This window comes from Kitasatospora brasiliensis (assembly GCF_032654805.1).
GTDB classification, from domain to species: domain Bacteria; phylum Actinomycetota; class Actinomycetes; order Streptomycetales; family Streptomycetaceae; genus Kitasatospora; species Kitasatospora brasiliensis.
The window spans coordinates 947511-963593 of record NZ_JAUOOW010000002.1 but is presented as its reverse complement, the minus strand read 5'-3'; the positions used below and the strand labels follow the sequence as shown (position 1 = coordinate 963593).

The 16083-nt window shown below is 74.3% G+C and carries 10 protein-coding genes; 2 read left to right on the top strand and 8 right to left on the bottom strand.

From position 1 onward, the window contains the following. Positions 1–200 precede the first annotated feature (200 nt). The 6 genes from guaA to QWJ13_RS12245 all read right to left on the bottom strand — a co-directional run bounded on the left by guaA (position 201) and on the right by QWJ13_RS12245 (position 11309). Positions 201–1796 carry a glutamine-hydrolyzing GMP synthase gene (gene guaA / locus QWJ13_RS12270; protein WP_316523690.1) on the bottom strand — a complete coding sequence of 532 codons (1596 nt, stop codon included), beginning with the start codon at positions 1794–1796 and terminating at the stop codon, positions 201–203. Between the two features lie 948 nt (positions 1797–2744). Further along, entirely contained in the window at positions 2745–4316 is a 1572-nt protein-coding gene (locus QWJ13_RS12265) for a hypothetical protein (RefSeq protein WP_316523688.1), read from the bottom strand. A 326-nt stretch (positions 4317–4642) separates the two neighbouring features. Beyond that, entirely contained in the window at positions 4643–6475 is a 1833-nt protein-coding gene (locus QWJ13_RS12260; protein WP_316523687.1) for a GMC oxidoreductase, read from the bottom strand. A gap of 95 nt (positions 6476–6570) precedes the next feature. Further along, the gene (locus QWJ13_RS12255; protein ID WP_316523686.1) at positions 6571–8202 is read right to left on the bottom strand and encodes a succinic semialdehyde dehydrogenase; all 1632 of its coding nucleotides are present in this window, start codon (positions 8200–8202) and stop codon (positions 6571–6573) included. An 84-nt stretch (positions 8203–8286) separates the two neighbouring features. Continuing rightward, a complete protein-coding gene (locus tag QWJ13_RS12250) occupies positions 8287–10029 on the bottom strand; it encodes a serine/threonine-protein kinase (protein WP_316523684.1) in 1743 nt (580 codons plus the stop codon). A 161-nt stretch (positions 10030–10190) separates the two neighbouring features. Then, the gene (locus tag QWJ13_RS12245; protein ID WP_316523681.1) at positions 10191–11309 is read right to left on the bottom strand and encodes a protein kinase domain-containing protein; all 1119 of its coding nucleotides are present in this window, start codon (positions 11307–11309) and stop codon (positions 10191–10193) included. 57 nt (positions 11310–11366) lie between these two features. Between QWJ13_RS12245 and QWJ13_RS12240 the strand changes: the two genes are divergently transcribed. Next, on the top strand, positions 11367–11936 hold the full coding sequence (locus QWJ13_RS12240; RefSeq protein WP_316523679.1) for an SHOCT domain-containing protein: 570 nt from the start codon (positions 11367–11369) through the stop codon (positions 11934–11936). A 23-nt stretch (positions 11937–11959) separates the two neighbouring features. Here the strand turns inward: QWJ13_RS12240 and QWJ13_RS12235 are convergent, their stop codons facing one another. Beyond that, a complete protein-coding gene (locus QWJ13_RS12235) occupies positions 11960–13906 on the bottom strand; it encodes a serine/threonine-protein kinase (protein WP_316523677.1) in 1947 nt (648 codons plus the stop codon). A 252-nt stretch (positions 13907–14158) separates the two neighbouring features. Here QWJ13_RS12235 and QWJ13_RS12230 point away from each other — a divergent pair, with 252 nt between their 5' ends. Beyond that, positions 14159–14731 (top strand): hypothetical protein, encoded by a 573-nt coding sequence (locus QWJ13_RS12230; RefSeq protein ID WP_316523675.1) that lies wholly within the window; start codon positions 14159–14161, stop codon positions 14729–14731. An 83-nt stretch (positions 14732–14814) separates the two neighbouring features. On the opposite strand, the gene QWJ13_RS12225 is transcribed toward QWJ13_RS12230, so the two are convergent. After that, a complete protein-coding gene (locus tag QWJ13_RS12225) occupies positions 14815–15942 on the bottom strand; it encodes a GuaB3 family IMP dehydrogenase-related protein (protein WP_316523674.1) in 1128 nt (375 codons plus the stop codon). Positions 15943–16083: the final 141 nt, after the last annotated feature.

Below are 16083 nucleotides of genomic sequence, written 5' to 3'. Positions count from 1 at the left end.
CTCGCCGCCTGCCAGTCCCTGACAGGTCCGGTCCGCATTCTGCCCGCTCCCACCCGCATTCGGTGGGAGGTCCACCGGGCGGGCGCCGCCCGCACGGCAAAACGGCCGCGCCGTCGCTCCCTCCAGTACGGGAACGACGGCGCGACCGTTCAGGCTTCGGTCTCAGGGCGCATTGGTGCCCTGGCGACCGACGGGAGTGCTTACTCCCACTCGATGGTGCCCGGCGGCTTGCTGGTGACGTCGACGACGACACGGTTGACGTCGCGGACCTCGTTGGTGATCCGGGTGGAGATCTTCGCCAGCACGTCGTACGGCAGGCGCGACCAGTCGGCGGTCATGGCGTCCTCGGACGAGACCGGGCGCAGCACGATCGGGTGGCCGTAGGTGCGACCGTCGCCCTGCACGCCCACGCTGCGGACGTCGGCGAGCAGCACGACCGGGCACTGCCAGATCTCGCGGTCCAGACCGGCCGCGGTCAGCTCCTCGCGGGCGATCGCGTCGGCGTCGCGGAGCAGGTCCAGCCGCTCCTTGGTGACCTCGCCGACGATCCGGATGCCCAGGCCGGGGCCGGGGAACGGCTGGCGCTGGACGATCTCCTCCGGCAGGCCGAGCTCCTGGCCGACCATCCGGACCTCGTCCTTGAACAGCTTGCGCAGCGGCTCGACCAGCTGGAACTGGAGGTCCTCCGGCAGGCCGCCGACGTTGTGGTGGGACTTGATGTTGGCGGTGCCCTCGCCGCCGCCGGACTCCACCACGTCCGGGTACAGGGTGCCCTGGACCAGGAAGTCGACCGACTCGCCCTGCTCGCCGGCCTCGGCGATGATCTCGGCCTGGGCCTGCTCGAAGACCCGGATGAACTCGCGGCCGATGATCTTGCGCTTCTGCTCGGGGTCGGAGACGCCCTTCAGCGCGTTCAGGAAGCGCTCGGAGGCGTCGACGACCTTCAGCTGGACGCCGGTGGCGGCCACGAAGTCCTTCTCGACCTGCTCGGTCTCGCCCTTGCGCATCAGGCCGTGGTCGACGTAGACGCAGGTCAGCTGGTCGCCGATGGCCTTGTTGACCAGGGCGGCGGCGACCGCGGAGTCCACACCGCCGGACAGGCCGCAGATCGCGCGCTTGTTGCCGACCTGGGCGCGGATCAGGGCGACCTGCTCGTCGACGACGCTGCCGGTGGTCCAGGTCGGCGCGATGCCGGCGCCGCGGTAGAGGAAGTGCTCCAGGACCTGCTGGCCGTGGTCGGAGTGCAGCACCTCGGGGTGGTACTGGACGCCGTACAGCCGGGCCTCGTCGTTCTCGAAGGCCGCGACCGGCACCAGGTCGGTGGAGGCGGTGACGGTGAAGCCCTCCGGGGCGGCGGAGCAGGCGTCGCCGTGCGACATCCACACCGAGTGCTGCGCCGGGACGCCCTCGAACAGGGTGGAGCCGGTGCGGGAGACGGTCAGCGGGGTGCGGCCGTACTCGCGGGCGCCGTTGTTGTCGACGGTGCCGCCGAGGCTGGTCGCCATCAGCTGGAAGCCGTAGCACATGCCGAAGACCGGGACGCCGGCCTCGAAGATCGCGCGGTCGATCTGCGGCGCGCCCTCTTCGTAGACCGACGACGGGCCGCCGGAGAGGATGATCGCCTTCGGGTTCTTGGCGAGCATCTCGGCGACCGGCATGCTGCTCGGCACGATCTCGCTGTAGACCCGCGCCTCACGCACCCGACGGGCGATGAGCTGGGCGTACTGGGCGCCGAAGTCGACCACCAGGACGGGGTCGTTGTCCGGCGCGGACTGGACGGGAATTGCAGAGGACACAGACGGCCTTCCGGCAGCGGTAACGAGGTGTCCCGCACGACCGCCTCCCCGGCTGCGGCGGCGGACGGTGTGGGGTGTCTGGACACCGATTCTACCGGGCTGTCCGGTTTCACTCGTCTGCCCGTCCGGTGGACCGTGACCGGGCGGGGCGGCGGTTCGTTGCTCCTCACGACCGTACGGCCGCGCCGCGTCCGCCAGACGCGCCGCCCGTCCCCGCGGGGGCACCGCCGTACGGCAGCAGGACCACGCGTGGAGTTCCACCCCAGTCCACCGGCGCACGTGGTGCCGCCGCCCGGCCCGCCGGGCGCCCGGCTCCGTGGGACCGTGCGCGGGTGCCGCGGCCGGACAGCAGGGGACAGCGACCCGGCCGCGACTGGGCCGAGAGGTGGGACGGCCGGGGCCCGGGGACGCCCGGGGCCGGCCGTCGCACCCCCGGTCCGATCCGGTGCGCGCCCCGGCGCACTCCCTCGTCCCGTGAGTGCCGCTACGCGTGTCCCCGTGCGCCGCAACCATTCAGACCGCTACACACCGTGATCATCGGTGGCGGTCCCGACGACACATGCTCTGGGCCCAACTGCGCCGAACCGGTTGCAGAGCGAGCCCTTCGTCCAGCACGATGCTCGTTGTACGCGGTTCTCCCGGCGCCTCGCGGCCCACCGAGGAGTCCCGCGGCGTTGTCTCCGCAACCGTGCCGCAGGGAGACGGCAGCGGTTTCAGTTAACGCTCCGTGAGCGCAGGACCGGCGCAGACCCACGTGCCGACCCCGTCGCACGCGGGCGTGAGCGCCCGCTCGGGGCGCACCCCGAAAGCCAACCGACACGACGGCGCTCCTCCCCCGGCGCCGTCACCCCAGCACTGGCGCGGCCCTGACGCCGGTGCTGGCCGACAAAGGGCCCCGTTCCCCCGCGGGGCCCTTTGCCCTTTCCCGGGCACCCCCGCCCGGAGCGCTCAAGGGTGCCGGCGCCAGACGCTCGGGTCGACCGAGTCCTGGCCCGGAGGCGGCGGCACCGCGCCGGGCGGCTGCGCCTGGTGCGAGTCGAGCACCTCGCTCGGGCCCGCGGCCTGCGGCGGGACGCCGTGCCCCTGGGTCGGGTACGGCACCTGCGGCGGCACCGCGGGATCTTGAGCCCCGGCGCCCTGGGCCCCGGCGCCCTGGGCCGCGGCGCCCTGGGCCGCGGCGAACGGCGACTCGGCGTACGGCACGGCGGTGTGCGGCGCGCCCACGCCCCGGCCGCGGAAGGCCGTCAGCAGCGGCGGCACCAGCACCGCGCCGACCACCGCCCAGAGCAGGTTGGCCAGCAGCACGCTGAGGAACCCCAGGCCGACCGAGGTCTCCTGGGACATGTCCACCCGGCCCGAGGAGATCCAGCCCGGCATCGACATCGTCCTGACCATCTGCCCGCCGGCCACCACCGTCAGCACGGTGATCAGCACCGCGTACACGGTCGCCAGCCGGATCCGGTCGGCCGCGTCCAGCCGCCGCCGGTACGCCGACCAGCCGAGCAGGCCCGCCGCGGCGAGCGCCAGCAGGCCGCTCCAGCGCCAGTCGCCGGTCGCGCCGTGCAGGTCGAAGAAGGAGAACTCCACGGTGCTGCTGCGATCGCCCCAGCCGGTGTCCTCGCCGGACAGCCCGGCGTGCACCCGCCAGGTCTCCCCCGAGCCGAAGCCGAGCAGCAGCAGGCCCAGGTTGGGCAGGAAGGCGAGCGAGACCGCCGTCTCCACGCCGCTCTTGCCGTTCGCCGCGATCAGCACGAAGGCCACCAGCGCGGCCAGGCCGACCGACAGCGCCAGCGCCCGGCCCGCCGTCAGCGCGGCCACCGCCCAGCCGCGCACCGACGCGCTGCGCCAGGCCGCCCAGCGCAGGGCGTCGGTGCCGTAGACGGTGAAGGCCAGCGCGGCGGCCAGCAGGGCGGTCCAGCCGACCGCCTCCGGCCAGCCCGAGTCCGCGCCGAAGCTCATCCCGAGGATCCGAATCGAGGAGAGGGCCTCGTCGGGGTCCAACTCCGTCGGCTGCCAGGTCGTCCCGCAGACCAGCCCGAGCAGCAGTGTCACCCCGGCCAGCACCACGGCGGTGCGCAGCGCCTCGCCCCCGGCCTGGCTCCTGGTCAGCTGGGCGCCGCCCGCCCTGCGGCGACGGGCCCCGGCCCGCAGGCCGAGCCAGAGCGCCAGCGCCCAGAGCACGGAGACGGTCATCGGCAGCACCCGGAGCGCCAGCTCCAGGTCGTTCATGGACTCGCCGCCGGACATCTGGTGCCCGGTCAGCTTGAACGGCGCGCCGAGCGCGTTCAGCGCCATCGCCAGCGCCGTGCCGTAGCGGTCGCCGAAGCCGGGTGAGGCGGCGAACGAGTCGTAGTCGTAGCCGCTCGGGACGGCCGCGATCAGCGCGGCCAGGAGCAGCACGCCGGTCGGGGCGATCGCGGCCGCCAGCGCCGGACGCCAGTCCGCCCCGATCAGCCGGCGCAGCACCGGCGAGGGCCCGCGCCGCGGCTCGTACGGCTTCCCGCCGCCCCAGCTGCCCACCGCGGGCGGCGGGTACCCGGGCGCGCCGGGCGGCGGGGCGTACGAGGGGGCGGGCGGCGGGACGACGGGCCGCGCGGCCGTCGGCGGGGCCGACGGGGGCGGCGGGGGCGGCGACGGAGGCGGCGGCGTCGACGGCCGTCCGCACGCACCGCAGACGGTCGCTCCCCCCTCCGAAGTCGCGCCGCACGATGTGCAGTTGGCCATGGCCCGCGTTCCCCCCGCTCGACGAGTCCCTGGCGGCCCCAGGGAGGAGCCCGTTTATCCCATCGGATCCGAACGGATGTCAACCGGGCACCGGCGCACGCGGATTGGCCGGTAGCGCTGGTTCAGCCGCGCTTCTTCGGCACCTCCGGGACGGGCAGCAGCGGCAGCCGGAGCGCCCCGAACGCGCCCTCCGGCACCGCCGGGCGCACCGGCGCCACCGCCGCGACCCGCCGGTACCCCTCGTGCTGCGCCGGGCGCCCGTCCGCCTCGCCCTTGTTGGGCCACATCGACATGGCGCGCTCGGCCTGGGCGGTGATGGTGAGCGAGGGGTTGACGCCCAGGTTGGCGGAGACGGCCGAGCCGTCCACCACGCTGATCCCCGGGTAGCCGTAGAGCCGGTGGTACGGGTCCACCACGCCGGTCTCGGGGGCGTCGCCGATCGGGCAGCCGCCGAGGAAGTGCGCCGTCATCGGGATGTCGAAGATCTCGCCGACGGTGCTGCCGGCGAAGCCGTTGATCTCGTCGGCCAGTGCCTGGGCGCCCTGCTCGGCGGCCGGGATCCAGGTCGGGTTGGGGGCGCCGTGGCCCTGGGTGGAGGTGAGCCGCGCCTTGCCCAGCGGGCCCTTCTTCAGCGAGACGGTGATCGAGTTGTCCAGCGACTGCATCACCAGCCCGATGATCGTCTTCTCGGACCAGCGGTGCTGGTTCATCGAGCGGACGAAGTTCAGCGGGTGGAGCGCCGAGTTGCCCAGGTAGCGCAGCCAGCGCGGGCCCTTCCCGCCGCCCTTGACCTGGGCGATGGACAGCGCGCCCATCGCGTTGGAGCCCTTGCCGTAGCGGACCGGCTCGATGTGGGTGTTGGCGTCCGGGTGGATCGAGGAGGTGATCGCCACGCCCTTGGTGAAGTCCGCCCGGGTGCCGTAGCGCCGGTCGGTGGTCTGCGCGCCCACCAGGGCCTCGGAGTTGGTGCGGGTCAGCTCGCCCAGCCGCTCCGAGATCCGGGGCAGGTGGCCGGACTCCCGCATCCGGTGCAGCAGCGACTGGGTGCCGTAGGTGCCGGCCGCGACCACCACCCGGGCGGCCGTGATGGTCCGCGCGCCCGCCTTCACCCGGTCGGTCTTCGACCGCGAGTCCGTGCGGCGCACGTCCACCGCGAAGCCACGGCTCCCGTCGGCCCCGCCGCACTCCCGGATCCGGGCCACCGTGGTGAGCGGGTGGATCTCCGCACCGCCCCGCTCCGCCAGGTACAGGTAGTTCTCGGTGAGCATGTTCTTGGCGCCGTGCCGGCAGCCGGTCATGCACTCGCCGCACTCCACGCAGGCCTTGCGGGCCGGGCCGGCACCGCCGAAGTACGGGTCGGCGACCTCGCGGCCGGGCGCGGTCTTGGCCGAACCTCCCCCGGACTCCGTCCGGGAGGTGCCCCCGGCGTCCTCGCCGTCGCCGAAGAAGACCCCGACCGGCGCCATGTGGAAGGTGTCGCCGACGCCCATCTGCTCGGCGGCCGCCTTGAGGTGGACGTCGGAGGGGGTGAGGGTCGGGTTGAGCCGGACCCCGAGCATCCGCTGCGCCTGGTCGTAGAACGGCGCCAACTCCTGCTGCCAGTCGGTGATGTGGCGCCACTGGCGGTCATCAAAGAAGGCCTTCGGCGGCACGTACAGGGTGTTGGCGTAGTTCAGCGAGCCGCCGCCGACCCCGGCGCCGGCCAGGATCAGCACGTTGGCCAGCAGGTGGATGCGCTGGATGCCGTACAGCCCGAGCTGCGGCGCCCACAGGTAGTTCGCCACGTCCCAGGAGTTCCTGGGCAGTTCGTCCCGGTCGAAGCGCCGTCCCGCCTCCAGGACGGCGACCCGGTAGCCCTTCTCGGTCAGCCGCAGGGCCGCGACCGAACCGCCGAAGCCGGACCCGACCACCACCACGTCGTAGTCGAACTCCGCCGCACCGCCGGACTCCACCATCTGCCACCGCTCCTTCACCGGGTGAACCTGTCTGCGGGTACCGCGAGTTCGGCCCCGCCGGTCCGGCGGGGCCCTAGGCGCGTCTTGCCGAAGGCCTACTTGAAGCGCAGCGCCTTGAGCGCCCGCAGCCCGCCGGTCATCATGGCGGCGAACTGCTTGTCGTCCAGGCCGAACGAGGGCGCGAGCGGCATCAGCCGCTGGGTGGCGATGGTCTGCGCCTCGGTGAAGCGCAGGATGCCCTCGGCGCCGTGCCGGCGGCCCAGCCCGGAGTCCCCCATGCCGCCCATCGGCGCGGCGACCGAGCCGTAGGTGGCGGCGTACGCCTCGTTGACGTTGACCGTGCCGGTGCGCAGCCGGGCCGCGACCGTCCGGCCGCGCCGCAGGTCCCTGGTCCAGACGCTGGAGTTCAGGCCGTACGGCGTGGAGTTGGCGGCGGCCACCGCCTCCTCCTCGGTGTCGAAGCGGTAGACGGAGACGACCGGGCCGAAGGTCTCCTCGGCGCAGACCGCCATCTCCGGGGTGACGCCGTCGAGGATGGTCGGCTCGAAAAAGAACGGGCCGAGGTCCGGCCGGGCGCGCCCGCCGGCCACCACAGTGGCACCCGCCTTGACCGCCTCCTCCACGTGCCGGGTGGTGGTCTCCAGCTGGCGGACGGAGACCAGCGAGCCCATGTCGGCGCCGTACGCGAGGCCGCCGCCCAGGCGCAGGGCCCGGGTGCGGGCGGCGAAGCGCTCCAGGAACTCGTCGGCCACCGAGCGGTGCACCAGCAGCCGCTCGATCGAGATGCACAGCTGCCCGGCGGAGGAGAAGCAGGCCCGGACGGCGCCCGCGGCGGCCGCGTCGAGGTCGGCGTCGGCGAGGACCAGCATGGCGTTCTTGCCGCCGAGTTCGAGCGAGGCGCCGACCAGCCGGGCGGCGGCCCGCTGGGCGACGTCGCGGCCGGTGCGGGTGGAGCCGGTGAACGAGACGTAGTCGGCGTGCTCCACCACGGCGGGGCCGATCACCGGGCCGTCGCCGATCACGACCTGCCACAGGTCGGCCGGCAGCCCGGCCTCGACCAGCAGCTCGCGGGCCCACAGGGCGGTCAGCGCGGTCTGGGTGTCGGGCTTGTTGACCACCGCGTTGCCGGCCGCGAAGGCGGGCAGGGCGTCGCCGACGGACAGCTCCAGCGGGTAGTTCCACGGCGAGATGTGGCCGATCACGCCCTTGGGGCGGCGGCCCTCGACGGTGTGGGTGAGCACCGGCAGCGCTCCGCCGCGCCGCTTGTCCTTGAGGTACCCGTGCGCGGCCCGCCCGTAGTGCCGGGCGGCCATGGCGACGGCCAGCACCTCCTCGAAGGCGTGCAGCCGGGCCTTGCCGGTCTCCGCCTGGATGATGTCCAGCACCTCGTCCTGCCGCTTGAGCAGTAGGTCGTGGAAGCGCAGCAGGACGGCGGCCCGGCGGCGCACCGGCAGCGCGGCCCAGGCCGTCTGGGCGCGGCGGGCCAGCTGGAAGGCGACCTCGACGTCGGCCGGGGTGGACTGCGGCAGGCTGGCCAGCGGCTCACCGGTCAGCGGGGCGAGGGTCTCCACCAGGTCGGGCTCACCGGTGGCGGTGACGCCGGCGGCAAGCCTCGCGACCAGGGACGGCGGGACGGCCGTCGCGACGGTCCGCCCGCCGCCGGGGGCGGCCGGGTTGCCGGCGCCGGGGTGTTCGGTGGCCACTGCGTCTGCTGTGAGGTCCGACATACGGCGCAGCCTAGGCGCTCGGCGGCCGGTCCGGTACCCGTCGGTAACAAGAATCTGCCCCAGTCGGGTGAAAGCGGGCGCCGGTCAGCGGATCGGGGTGAAGCTGTTGAGCACCGCGTTGAAGCGCTGCTCGGCCTCGTTCCACTCGCTGCCCTTCTCCGGGCTGGACGAGTAGATCGCGTAGCTGGTGCCGTCCTGGCTGATGAACTCGGTCTCGATCGCCCGCCGGCGGCCGCCCTCCTTGGCCGCGTAGCTGAACTCCCAGACCGCCGCCTCCTGGCCCTTCACCGCGCTGCCGGCCATCCGGTGCTGCTTGTAGTCCTTGAGCGACTTGGTGAGGCTGATTTCCATCTGCCGCAGGTGCTCCAGCGGCTTGACCGACTGGCCGACGGTGACGGCGAACTGGAGGTAGTGCACCTTGTTGTCGGGGGTGTAGTAGATCTGGTTGTCCCCGGAGCTGATCCGCTGCCAGGACGGCGTCCCGTTCGGCAGCGGGAAGCGGAAGCCGGCCGGGTCGTCGACCCAGTGGTAGCCGTTGGGCGGTGCTATCGCGGGGCTGGCGTCGCTGGTGGGCTCCGGCCCGGTGGACTCGACGGCGGTCGGCGTCGGGTCGTCGAGGGTGCTGCCGGCGCCGCCACCGCCCACCACCGTCCGGGTGGCGAGGAAGGTGCCGGCGGCGGCCAGCAGGCCGACGGCCACCGCGATGCCCACGATCTTCAGCAGGCTGCGGCGCTTGGCCGGTCCGCGCACGGGCGCATCGGAGTGCGGCACCGGCGTGACGGGCCCGGTGGGCGCCTGGGCGGCGGTCTGCGCGCCCCCGGCGGTGTCTTCCGTGGGAACGGGTGCGGCCGCCTGCGGCTCGGTCGGCTCCTCCGACCCCTCGGCCGGCTCCGCCGCGGACTCCTCGGGAGCCTCGCTGCGGTCCACCACCGGCACCGACTGGGTGGGCATGCGCATCGGGGCGACCGACTTGAGTCCCATCGTGTGCCCGGCCCGCACCTCGGCCAGCATCCGGGCCGCCTCGTCCGCGGTGGGCCGCTCGGCCGGGTCCTTGGCCATCAGCGCGGCCAGCACCGGCCCCAGCGGGCCGGCCCGCCGCGGCTCCGGCAGCGGCTCGTCGACCACCGCGGCGAGGGTGGTGATCGGCGAGTCCCGGCGGAACGGCGACTGGCCCTCGACCGCCGCGTACAGCGTCGCCCCGAGGCCCCACAGGTCGGAGGCCGGCCCGGGCCGCTCGCCCTGGGCGCGCTCCGGCGCCAGGTAGTCCGGCGAGCCGACCAGGTCGCCCGGCCGGGTCAGCTCGGTCGAGCCCTCGTACTTCGCGATGCCGAAGTCCAGCAGCACCACCCGCCCGGTGCCGCGCTCCAGCAGCACGTTGGCCGGCTTCACGTCCCGGTGCAGCACGCCCAGCTGGTGGCCGCGGTGCAGCGCGGCCAGCACCTGGCTGCCGACCTCGGCGGCGGCACGCGGCTGGAGGGTGCCGTCCTGGCTGATCACGTCGGCCAGCGAGCGGCCGTCGACCAGCTCCATCACGATCCACGGCCGGCCGTCCTGCTCCAGCACGTCGTGCACGGTGATCACGCCGGGGTGCTTGATCCGGGCGGCGGCGCTGGCCTCGCGCTTCATCCGGGTGTGCAGGATCTGGAGGTCTTCCTCGGGCAGGTGGTTGACGGTCAGCTCCTTGACCGCGACCTCACGGTCGAGCATCCGGTCCCAGGCCCGCCAGACGGTGCCCATGCCGCCCCGGCCGAGCCGCTCGCCGAGCTCGTACCGCCCGGCCAGCAACCGCTCCGCCTCGGCCGCCTCCGGCCGGTCCTGCACGCCCATCTGCGCCCGCTCCCCCACACATTCCGCCTGCCGTCACCGCGACGGAGGGCCTGGTGCAGACCACTGTTCGAACAAATCCCACGCACACATTAGGCGCACCTTGCCTCCCCCGGTAATCACACCCACCCGCTGGACCGGACGACCGGAATCCGGAAGGACCGTCAGCCTGCGAACAGCACCACCGCGACAATTCCCGACACGAGCAGCACAAACACTCCCGCGACCAACAGCGGACCCAAGAGGGCCGGGGGTATCCGAGACGGTTTCGCCCCGTTTCCCGCCCCGAAGTCCCGGCCGTTCCCGCCCTTGCGGGGCACCGCCTTCCCGGCGCGCCCGCCCGGCCGCCGAACCGCCGCCGGCACCTCCACCCGCGGCGCCGGCACCCTGCCGATCAGGCTGCCTTCCACCCGCTCCTCGTCGACCGGCTCCGGCGCCCCCGCCAACAGCACGGCCAGCTCCCCGCGCACCGCCTCCGCCGTCGGCCGCCGCACCGGATCGGGCTGAAGCAGCCGCTCCGCCAGCGGCGCCAGCGGCCCGCACACCGCCGCGGGCTCGCGCCGCCCGTCCCGTACGGCCGTCACCAGCTCCGGCACGTCCCGCTCCGGGTACGGCGAACGGCCGGTCACCAGCCGCTGCACCAGCGCCCCGAGAGCCCAGCAGTCGCCCGCCGGGCCGCCGTCCAGCGGCCAGCGCTCCGCCACCGGACCGACCAGGGTGGCCCGCACCTCGTACCGGCGCCGCCCGGCCGGCCCGCCGAGCTCCTCGGCCAGCGCCTCCTGCGCCACCCCGGCGAGCAGCCCGCCGAGCATCGCCGCGCCGTCCTCGCAGACCAGCACCGACTCCGCGGTCAGATTGCCGTGGGTGAGCCCGGCCGCGTGCAGCGCCCGCAGCGCGCCGGCCAGGTCCGCCGCCAACTCGGCCGCCCGGTACGGCGACAGCGGCCCGTCGGCGAGCAGCTCGGCCACCGTCCGCCCGGCCGGCCGCTCCTCCACCGTCCACAGCAGCTCGCCGTCGACGAACGCCCCGACCCCGCGCAGCAGCCGCGGGTGGGCGACCGGCGCGGCCGAGCCGACCGCCGCGACCCGCCGCACCAGCCGGTCCGCCTGCGCCGTGGCCGCCTCCTCCGGGTCCTGTCCCACCGTCAGCAGCCCCGGCAACTCCAGGGCGCTGAGCAGCACCGACTCCCCGGTCCGCTCGTCCACCGCGTGGGCACGCAGCGGTTCGGGACGGTCCGTCAGCCGGTACCGCCCCGCCAGCAACTGCCCGGCGCCGCCTCGCATGCCAGTTCCTCTCGCTCACCGAGCAGCCTACTGAGCGGCTCCCGTAGGCTCGATCCCATGGACTGGACCGATCTGATCGACGCCGCCTTCGAGGCATCCGGGAACCGCGGCAAAACCAACCGGGCCGAGACGATCCGCACCGTCGAGGCGAACGTGCTCGACGACGAGAAGCCGGTCGCCTCCACCGCGGGCCGCCACCCCGACCACTTCCGCAAGGGAGTGCTCGTGCTGACCACCCACCGGCTGCTCTTCCTGAAGGACGGAAAGCCTCCGGTACCGGTTCCGCTCGCCGCCGTCACCGACGCCACCGTGACCCGCACCAAGCTCAACGGTGAAGTGCTCCTGGTGGTGGCGCTGACCGGCTCGCACCGCTTCGAGGAGGTGGTCAAGGCCGAGTTCTTCGCCGAGCAGCTCCGGGCCGCCGCACGGGCCGCCCGCACCACCCGCAAGCCCGAACTCGCCGCCGCCGCCCCGGCCGCGGCCGCCGGGCCCGCTGCCGGGTCCGGCAGCGGGCTCGACGCCGGCGAGCAGCTGATCGGCCAGCTGGAGCGGTTGGCCGCCCTGCGCACCGCGGGCGCGCTCACCGAGGACGAGTTCACCCGCGCCAAGCAGCGCCTGATCGGCTGAACCCGCCGCCCGCATCACACGCCCTACGGCGCGGGCTGGAAGCTGTTGAAGACGACGTCCCGGACCGGGGCCTGCGCGGCCCACTCGGCGTCCGGGACGATCCAGTAGATCGAGTACCCGTACTTGGCCGGGCTCCCGGTCACGAAGCCGCGGTTGAGCGAGTGCGTCTTGGGCGTGCCGCTGGTCCACTCCCAGTCCGCCGCGTTGCTCCACTGCCGGTAGCCGATCGCCGCCAGGTTGACCCGCTGGTAGTTGGAGACCTGGGCGCGCAGGCCGGGCTCGGACTCCTGCCAGTCCGCGACCGCGCTCGGCCCCGGCGAGGTGGTCCACTCGATCCGCAGCTGGCTGCCGTCGGCCGCGTTCTTGAAGATCCGCTTGGTGGCCTCCGAGCCGGTCTGCTGGAGGCCGTCCGGCAGCACCACCGAGAACCCGCTCGGGTCCTTGTACTCGTGGTACCCGGCCGGCACCGCCCCGCCCGGCTCGGGCTGCGACGCGGCCGGCGGCTGCGCCGGAGCGGCGGGCGCGGGGGCGGACTGCGCGGGGGGCTCCGGTACGGCGGCCGGGTCTCCGGCCGCCGGTGTCGTCCCGGCCGGCGTCGGCTCGGGCGCGGGAGCGGGGGCGCTCTCCGGGGCCGCCGCGCTCTGGCCCGGCACCGGGTCCGTGGCGGTCGCCACCGGCGAGGTGGCGCCCGCGCTCCGGGAGGCCCCGCCGCTCGTACCGCCGCCCCCGTTGCCGACCGCCTGGATCACCGCGACGACGCCCGCGATCACCAGCAGCACCACGATCACGGTGGCGATGGCCAGCCGCCGCCGGCCGGTGCGCGGGTCGGCCCCGGCCGCCTGGGTCGCGCCCATGTTCCACTCGCTGGTCACCGGCCGGATCGGCTCCGCGGCCGGATCGGCCGGGGGCCGCTCGGCGGGCTCCCCGTCCTGGGCCCGGCTGCCCACCCGGACCGTCCCCAGCAGCCCGCCCACGGGCCGCTTGCGGCCGTCCTCGGACGGCTTCGACGGCGTCGGCCGCTCGGCCTCCGCCTTCTCCGCCTTCTCCGGCTCCTCGTCCTTCGACGGCTCCGGCTTCGCGGCCTCGGCCGCCTTCTTCACCGGCACCGCGTGCTCGGTGGTCGACTCGGCCCGCGCGGTCGCCTCGGCCACCACCCGCTTGAGCATCGACCGGGTCTGCGAGGCGTCGAGCCGTTCGGCCGGGTCCTTCGCCAGCAGCCCCTCGATCACCGGCCGCAGCGGCCCGGCGTTGGCCGGGGTCGCCAGGTCCTCGGTCATCACCGCGGTGAGCGTGGCCAGGGCCGAGCCCTTGTCGTACGGCGGCCGCCCCTCGACCATCGCGTACAGCGTGCCGCCCAGCGACCACAGATCGGCTGGCGGACCGGGCTTCTGCCCGCGGGCTCGCTCCGGCGAGATGTACGAGGGCGCGCCGACCAGCATCCCGGTGGAGGTGACCGAGGCGTCGCCCTCCACGCTGGCGATGCCGAAGTCGGTGAGCACCACCCGGCCGTCCTCGCCGATCAGCACGTTGGACGGCTTGACGTCCCGGTGCAGGATGCCGAGCGCGTGCGCCGCGCTGAGCACGCCCAGCACGTCCAGCGCGATCTCCGCCGCCCGGGCGGGCGCCAGCGGCCCGTCCTCCCGCACCACGTCGGCCAGCGAGCGGGACTCGACCAGCTCCATGACGATCCACGGCCGGTCGTCCTCGTCGACCACGTCGAAGACCGTCACCGCCGAGCTGTGCCGGATCCGCGCGGTCGCCTTGGCCTCGCGCAGCGTCCGGGTGATCAGCCGGTGCTTCTCCTCCTCGTCGACGCTGGCGTTCATCCGCAGTTCCTTGACCGCGACGGTCCGGCCCAGCATCTCGTCCTCGGCGCGCCATACCGTGCCCATGCCGCCGCGCCCGAGCACGCCGTTCAGGCGGTAGCGGCCGGCCAGGAGGCGGCCGGTGGAACCCTGCGCCTGGGTCATTCGGAACGTTCCCCCATGTGCTGCCGGCGGTCGTGGTGACGGCGCGTCGGCCCGACCTGGGTCCGATCGCCCAAGCCTCCATCATCTCCTGTCCGGAGGGCCCTCGACCACCCGCCCCCCGCCACAAGCCGGGACGAACCGGAACGGTTGCGGCGCTCCGTGCCCGATCTGTGATCGAAAACTCGCCAAGATCTGTCCCGGGCACTGCTACCGTTCGGCAGCTCATCGTCTTTCCGGGGGGATTCGACGTCCATGACCGCACCCGCACCGGGCGCTGACGGCCCATCGGCCAGACCGCGCACCGCCCAGCACTACTCGGTCGCGCCGCTCCCGCCCTCCCCCGAGGGCTACGTCGCCCCCGGCATGCCCGGCGCCCCGATGGCCGGATACGAACCCGCCGAACCCGCCGAGCCCGCCCCCGGGACCACCCCCCGCCGCCGTACCGCCCTGGCCGTGGCGCTGGCCCTGCTCGCCATGCTGCTCGGCGGCCTGGCGTACGGCAGCGCCCCGCTGCGGGCCGCCGACAGCCTCGGCTGGCTGGCCATCGCCCCGGCCGGCCTGGTCGCCCTCCCGCTCGGCCGGCTCGGCGGCCAGGGCCGCTTATTGCCGCCGCTCGGAGCCCTGCTCGCGGTCGGCGCCCTGTTCCTCGGCCAGCTGCTCGAACACCTCCGCCGGGTCCACACCGACGGCCCGGGTCCCGACGGCCTCCTGCACGACGCCGCCACCGCCTGGCGCGCCGACCTGCGCCCTCTCGACGCCGCCTTCTACGCCATCGCCCTGATCGGCGGCTTCCTGCTCACCCGCCGCGCCGCCAACCGGAGTTGAGCCCAAGCCCCCCGGCACAGCCCCTTTCCCGAAATGGCCGAAGGCCCCCACCGGCTCGCGGCAGGGGCCTTCGTCGTCACGACTCAGCGGTGGTCGAGCGCCGGGTTGACGGTCACCTCGACCCGCTGGAACTCCTTGAGCTCCGTGTAGCCGGTGGTGGCCATCGCCCGCCGCAGCGCGCCGAAGAGGTTCATCGTCCCGTCCGGGGTGTGCGACGGACCGGTCAGGATCTCCTCGGTGGTGCCGACCGTGCCGAGGTCCACCCGCTTGCCGCGCGGCAGCTCCTCGTGGACGGCCTCCATGCCCCAGTGGAAGCCCTTGCCCGGGGCGTCCGTCGCCCGGGCCAGCGCGGCACCGATCATCACCGCGTCGGCACCGCAGGCGACCGCCTTCGGGATGTCGCCGCTGTAACCGACGCCGCCGTCCGCGATCACGTGCACGTAGCGGCCGCCGGACTCGTCCATGTAGTCACGACGGGCCGCCGCCACGTCCGCCACGGCCGTCGCCATCGGCACCTGGATGCCCAGGACGTTGCGGGTGGTGTGGGCCGCGCCGCCGCCGAAGCCGACCAGCACGCCGGCCGCGCCGGTCCGCATCAGGTGCAGGGCCGCGGTGTACGTGGCGCAGCCGCCGACGATCACCGGGACGTCCAGCTCGTAGATGAACTGCTTCAGGTTGAGCGGCTCGGCGGCGCTGGAGACGTGCTCGGCCGAGACGGTGGTGCCGCGGATGACGAAGACGTCGACGCCGGCGTCCACCACGGCCTTGGAGAACTCGGCGGTGCGCTGCGGCGAGAGCGCCGCGGCGGTGACCACACCCGAGTCACGGACCTCCTGGATCCGCTGCTTGATCAGCTCGGCGCGGATCGGGGCCTCGTAGATCTCCTGGAGCCGACGGGTCGCGGTGGACTCGTCGGTGATCGCGGCGATCTCGTCCAGCAGCGGCTGCGGGTCCTCGTAGCGGGTCCACAGGCCTTCGAGGTTCAGCACGCCCAGACCGCCCAGGCGGCCGATCGCGATGGCCTGCTGCGGGGAGACCACGCTGTCCATCGGGGCGGCCAGGAACGGGAGCTCGAAGCGGTAGGCGTCGATCTGCCAGGCGATCGAGACCTCCTTCGGGTCACGCGTACGCCGGCTGGGGACGACGGCGATGTCGTCGAAGGCGTACGCCCGGCGGCCGCGCTTGCCTCGCCCGATCTCGATCTCAGTCACTTCGAGCCCTTCTGCTTTGTTGCTCATGCCGGCCGGGTCACCCCGGCCGCACCCCAGTATCCCGTACCCGTGCGGGTCCCGCCCCGACGGGCCACGGCCCGGACACGCGCGAAGGGCCCGCGGCAGCGGGCCCTTCGGCGT

Coding starts and splice junctions, on each gene's coding strand:
- QWJ13_RS12245 (WP_316523681.1), bottom strand. CDS start 11,309: ATGCGAGGCGGCGCCGGGCAGTTGCTGGCGGGGCGGTACCGGCTGACG.
- QWJ13_RS12250 (WP_316523684.1), bottom strand. CDS start 10,029: ATGGGCGTGCAGGACCGGCCGGAGGCGGCCGAGGCGGAGCGGTTGCTG.
- QWJ13_RS12235 (WP_316523677.1), bottom strand. CDS start 13,906: ATGACCCAGGCGCAGGGTTCCACCGGCCGCCTCCTGGCCGGCCGCTAC.
- QWJ13_RS12240 (WP_316523679.1), top strand. CDS start 11,367: ATGGACTGGACCGATCTGATCGACGCCGCCTTCGAGGCATCCGGGAAC.
- QWJ13_RS12255 (WP_316523686.1), bottom strand. CDS start 8,202: ATGTCGGACCTCACAGCAGACGCAGTGGCCACCGAACACCCCGGCGCC.
- QWJ13_RS12230 (WP_316523675.1), top strand. CDS start 14,159: ATGACCGCACCCGCACCGGGCGCTGACGGCCCATCGGCCAGACCGCGC.
- QWJ13_RS12260 (WP_316523687.1), bottom strand. CDS start 6,475: ATGGTGGAGTCCGGCGGTGCGGCGGAGTTCGACTACGACGTGGTGGTG.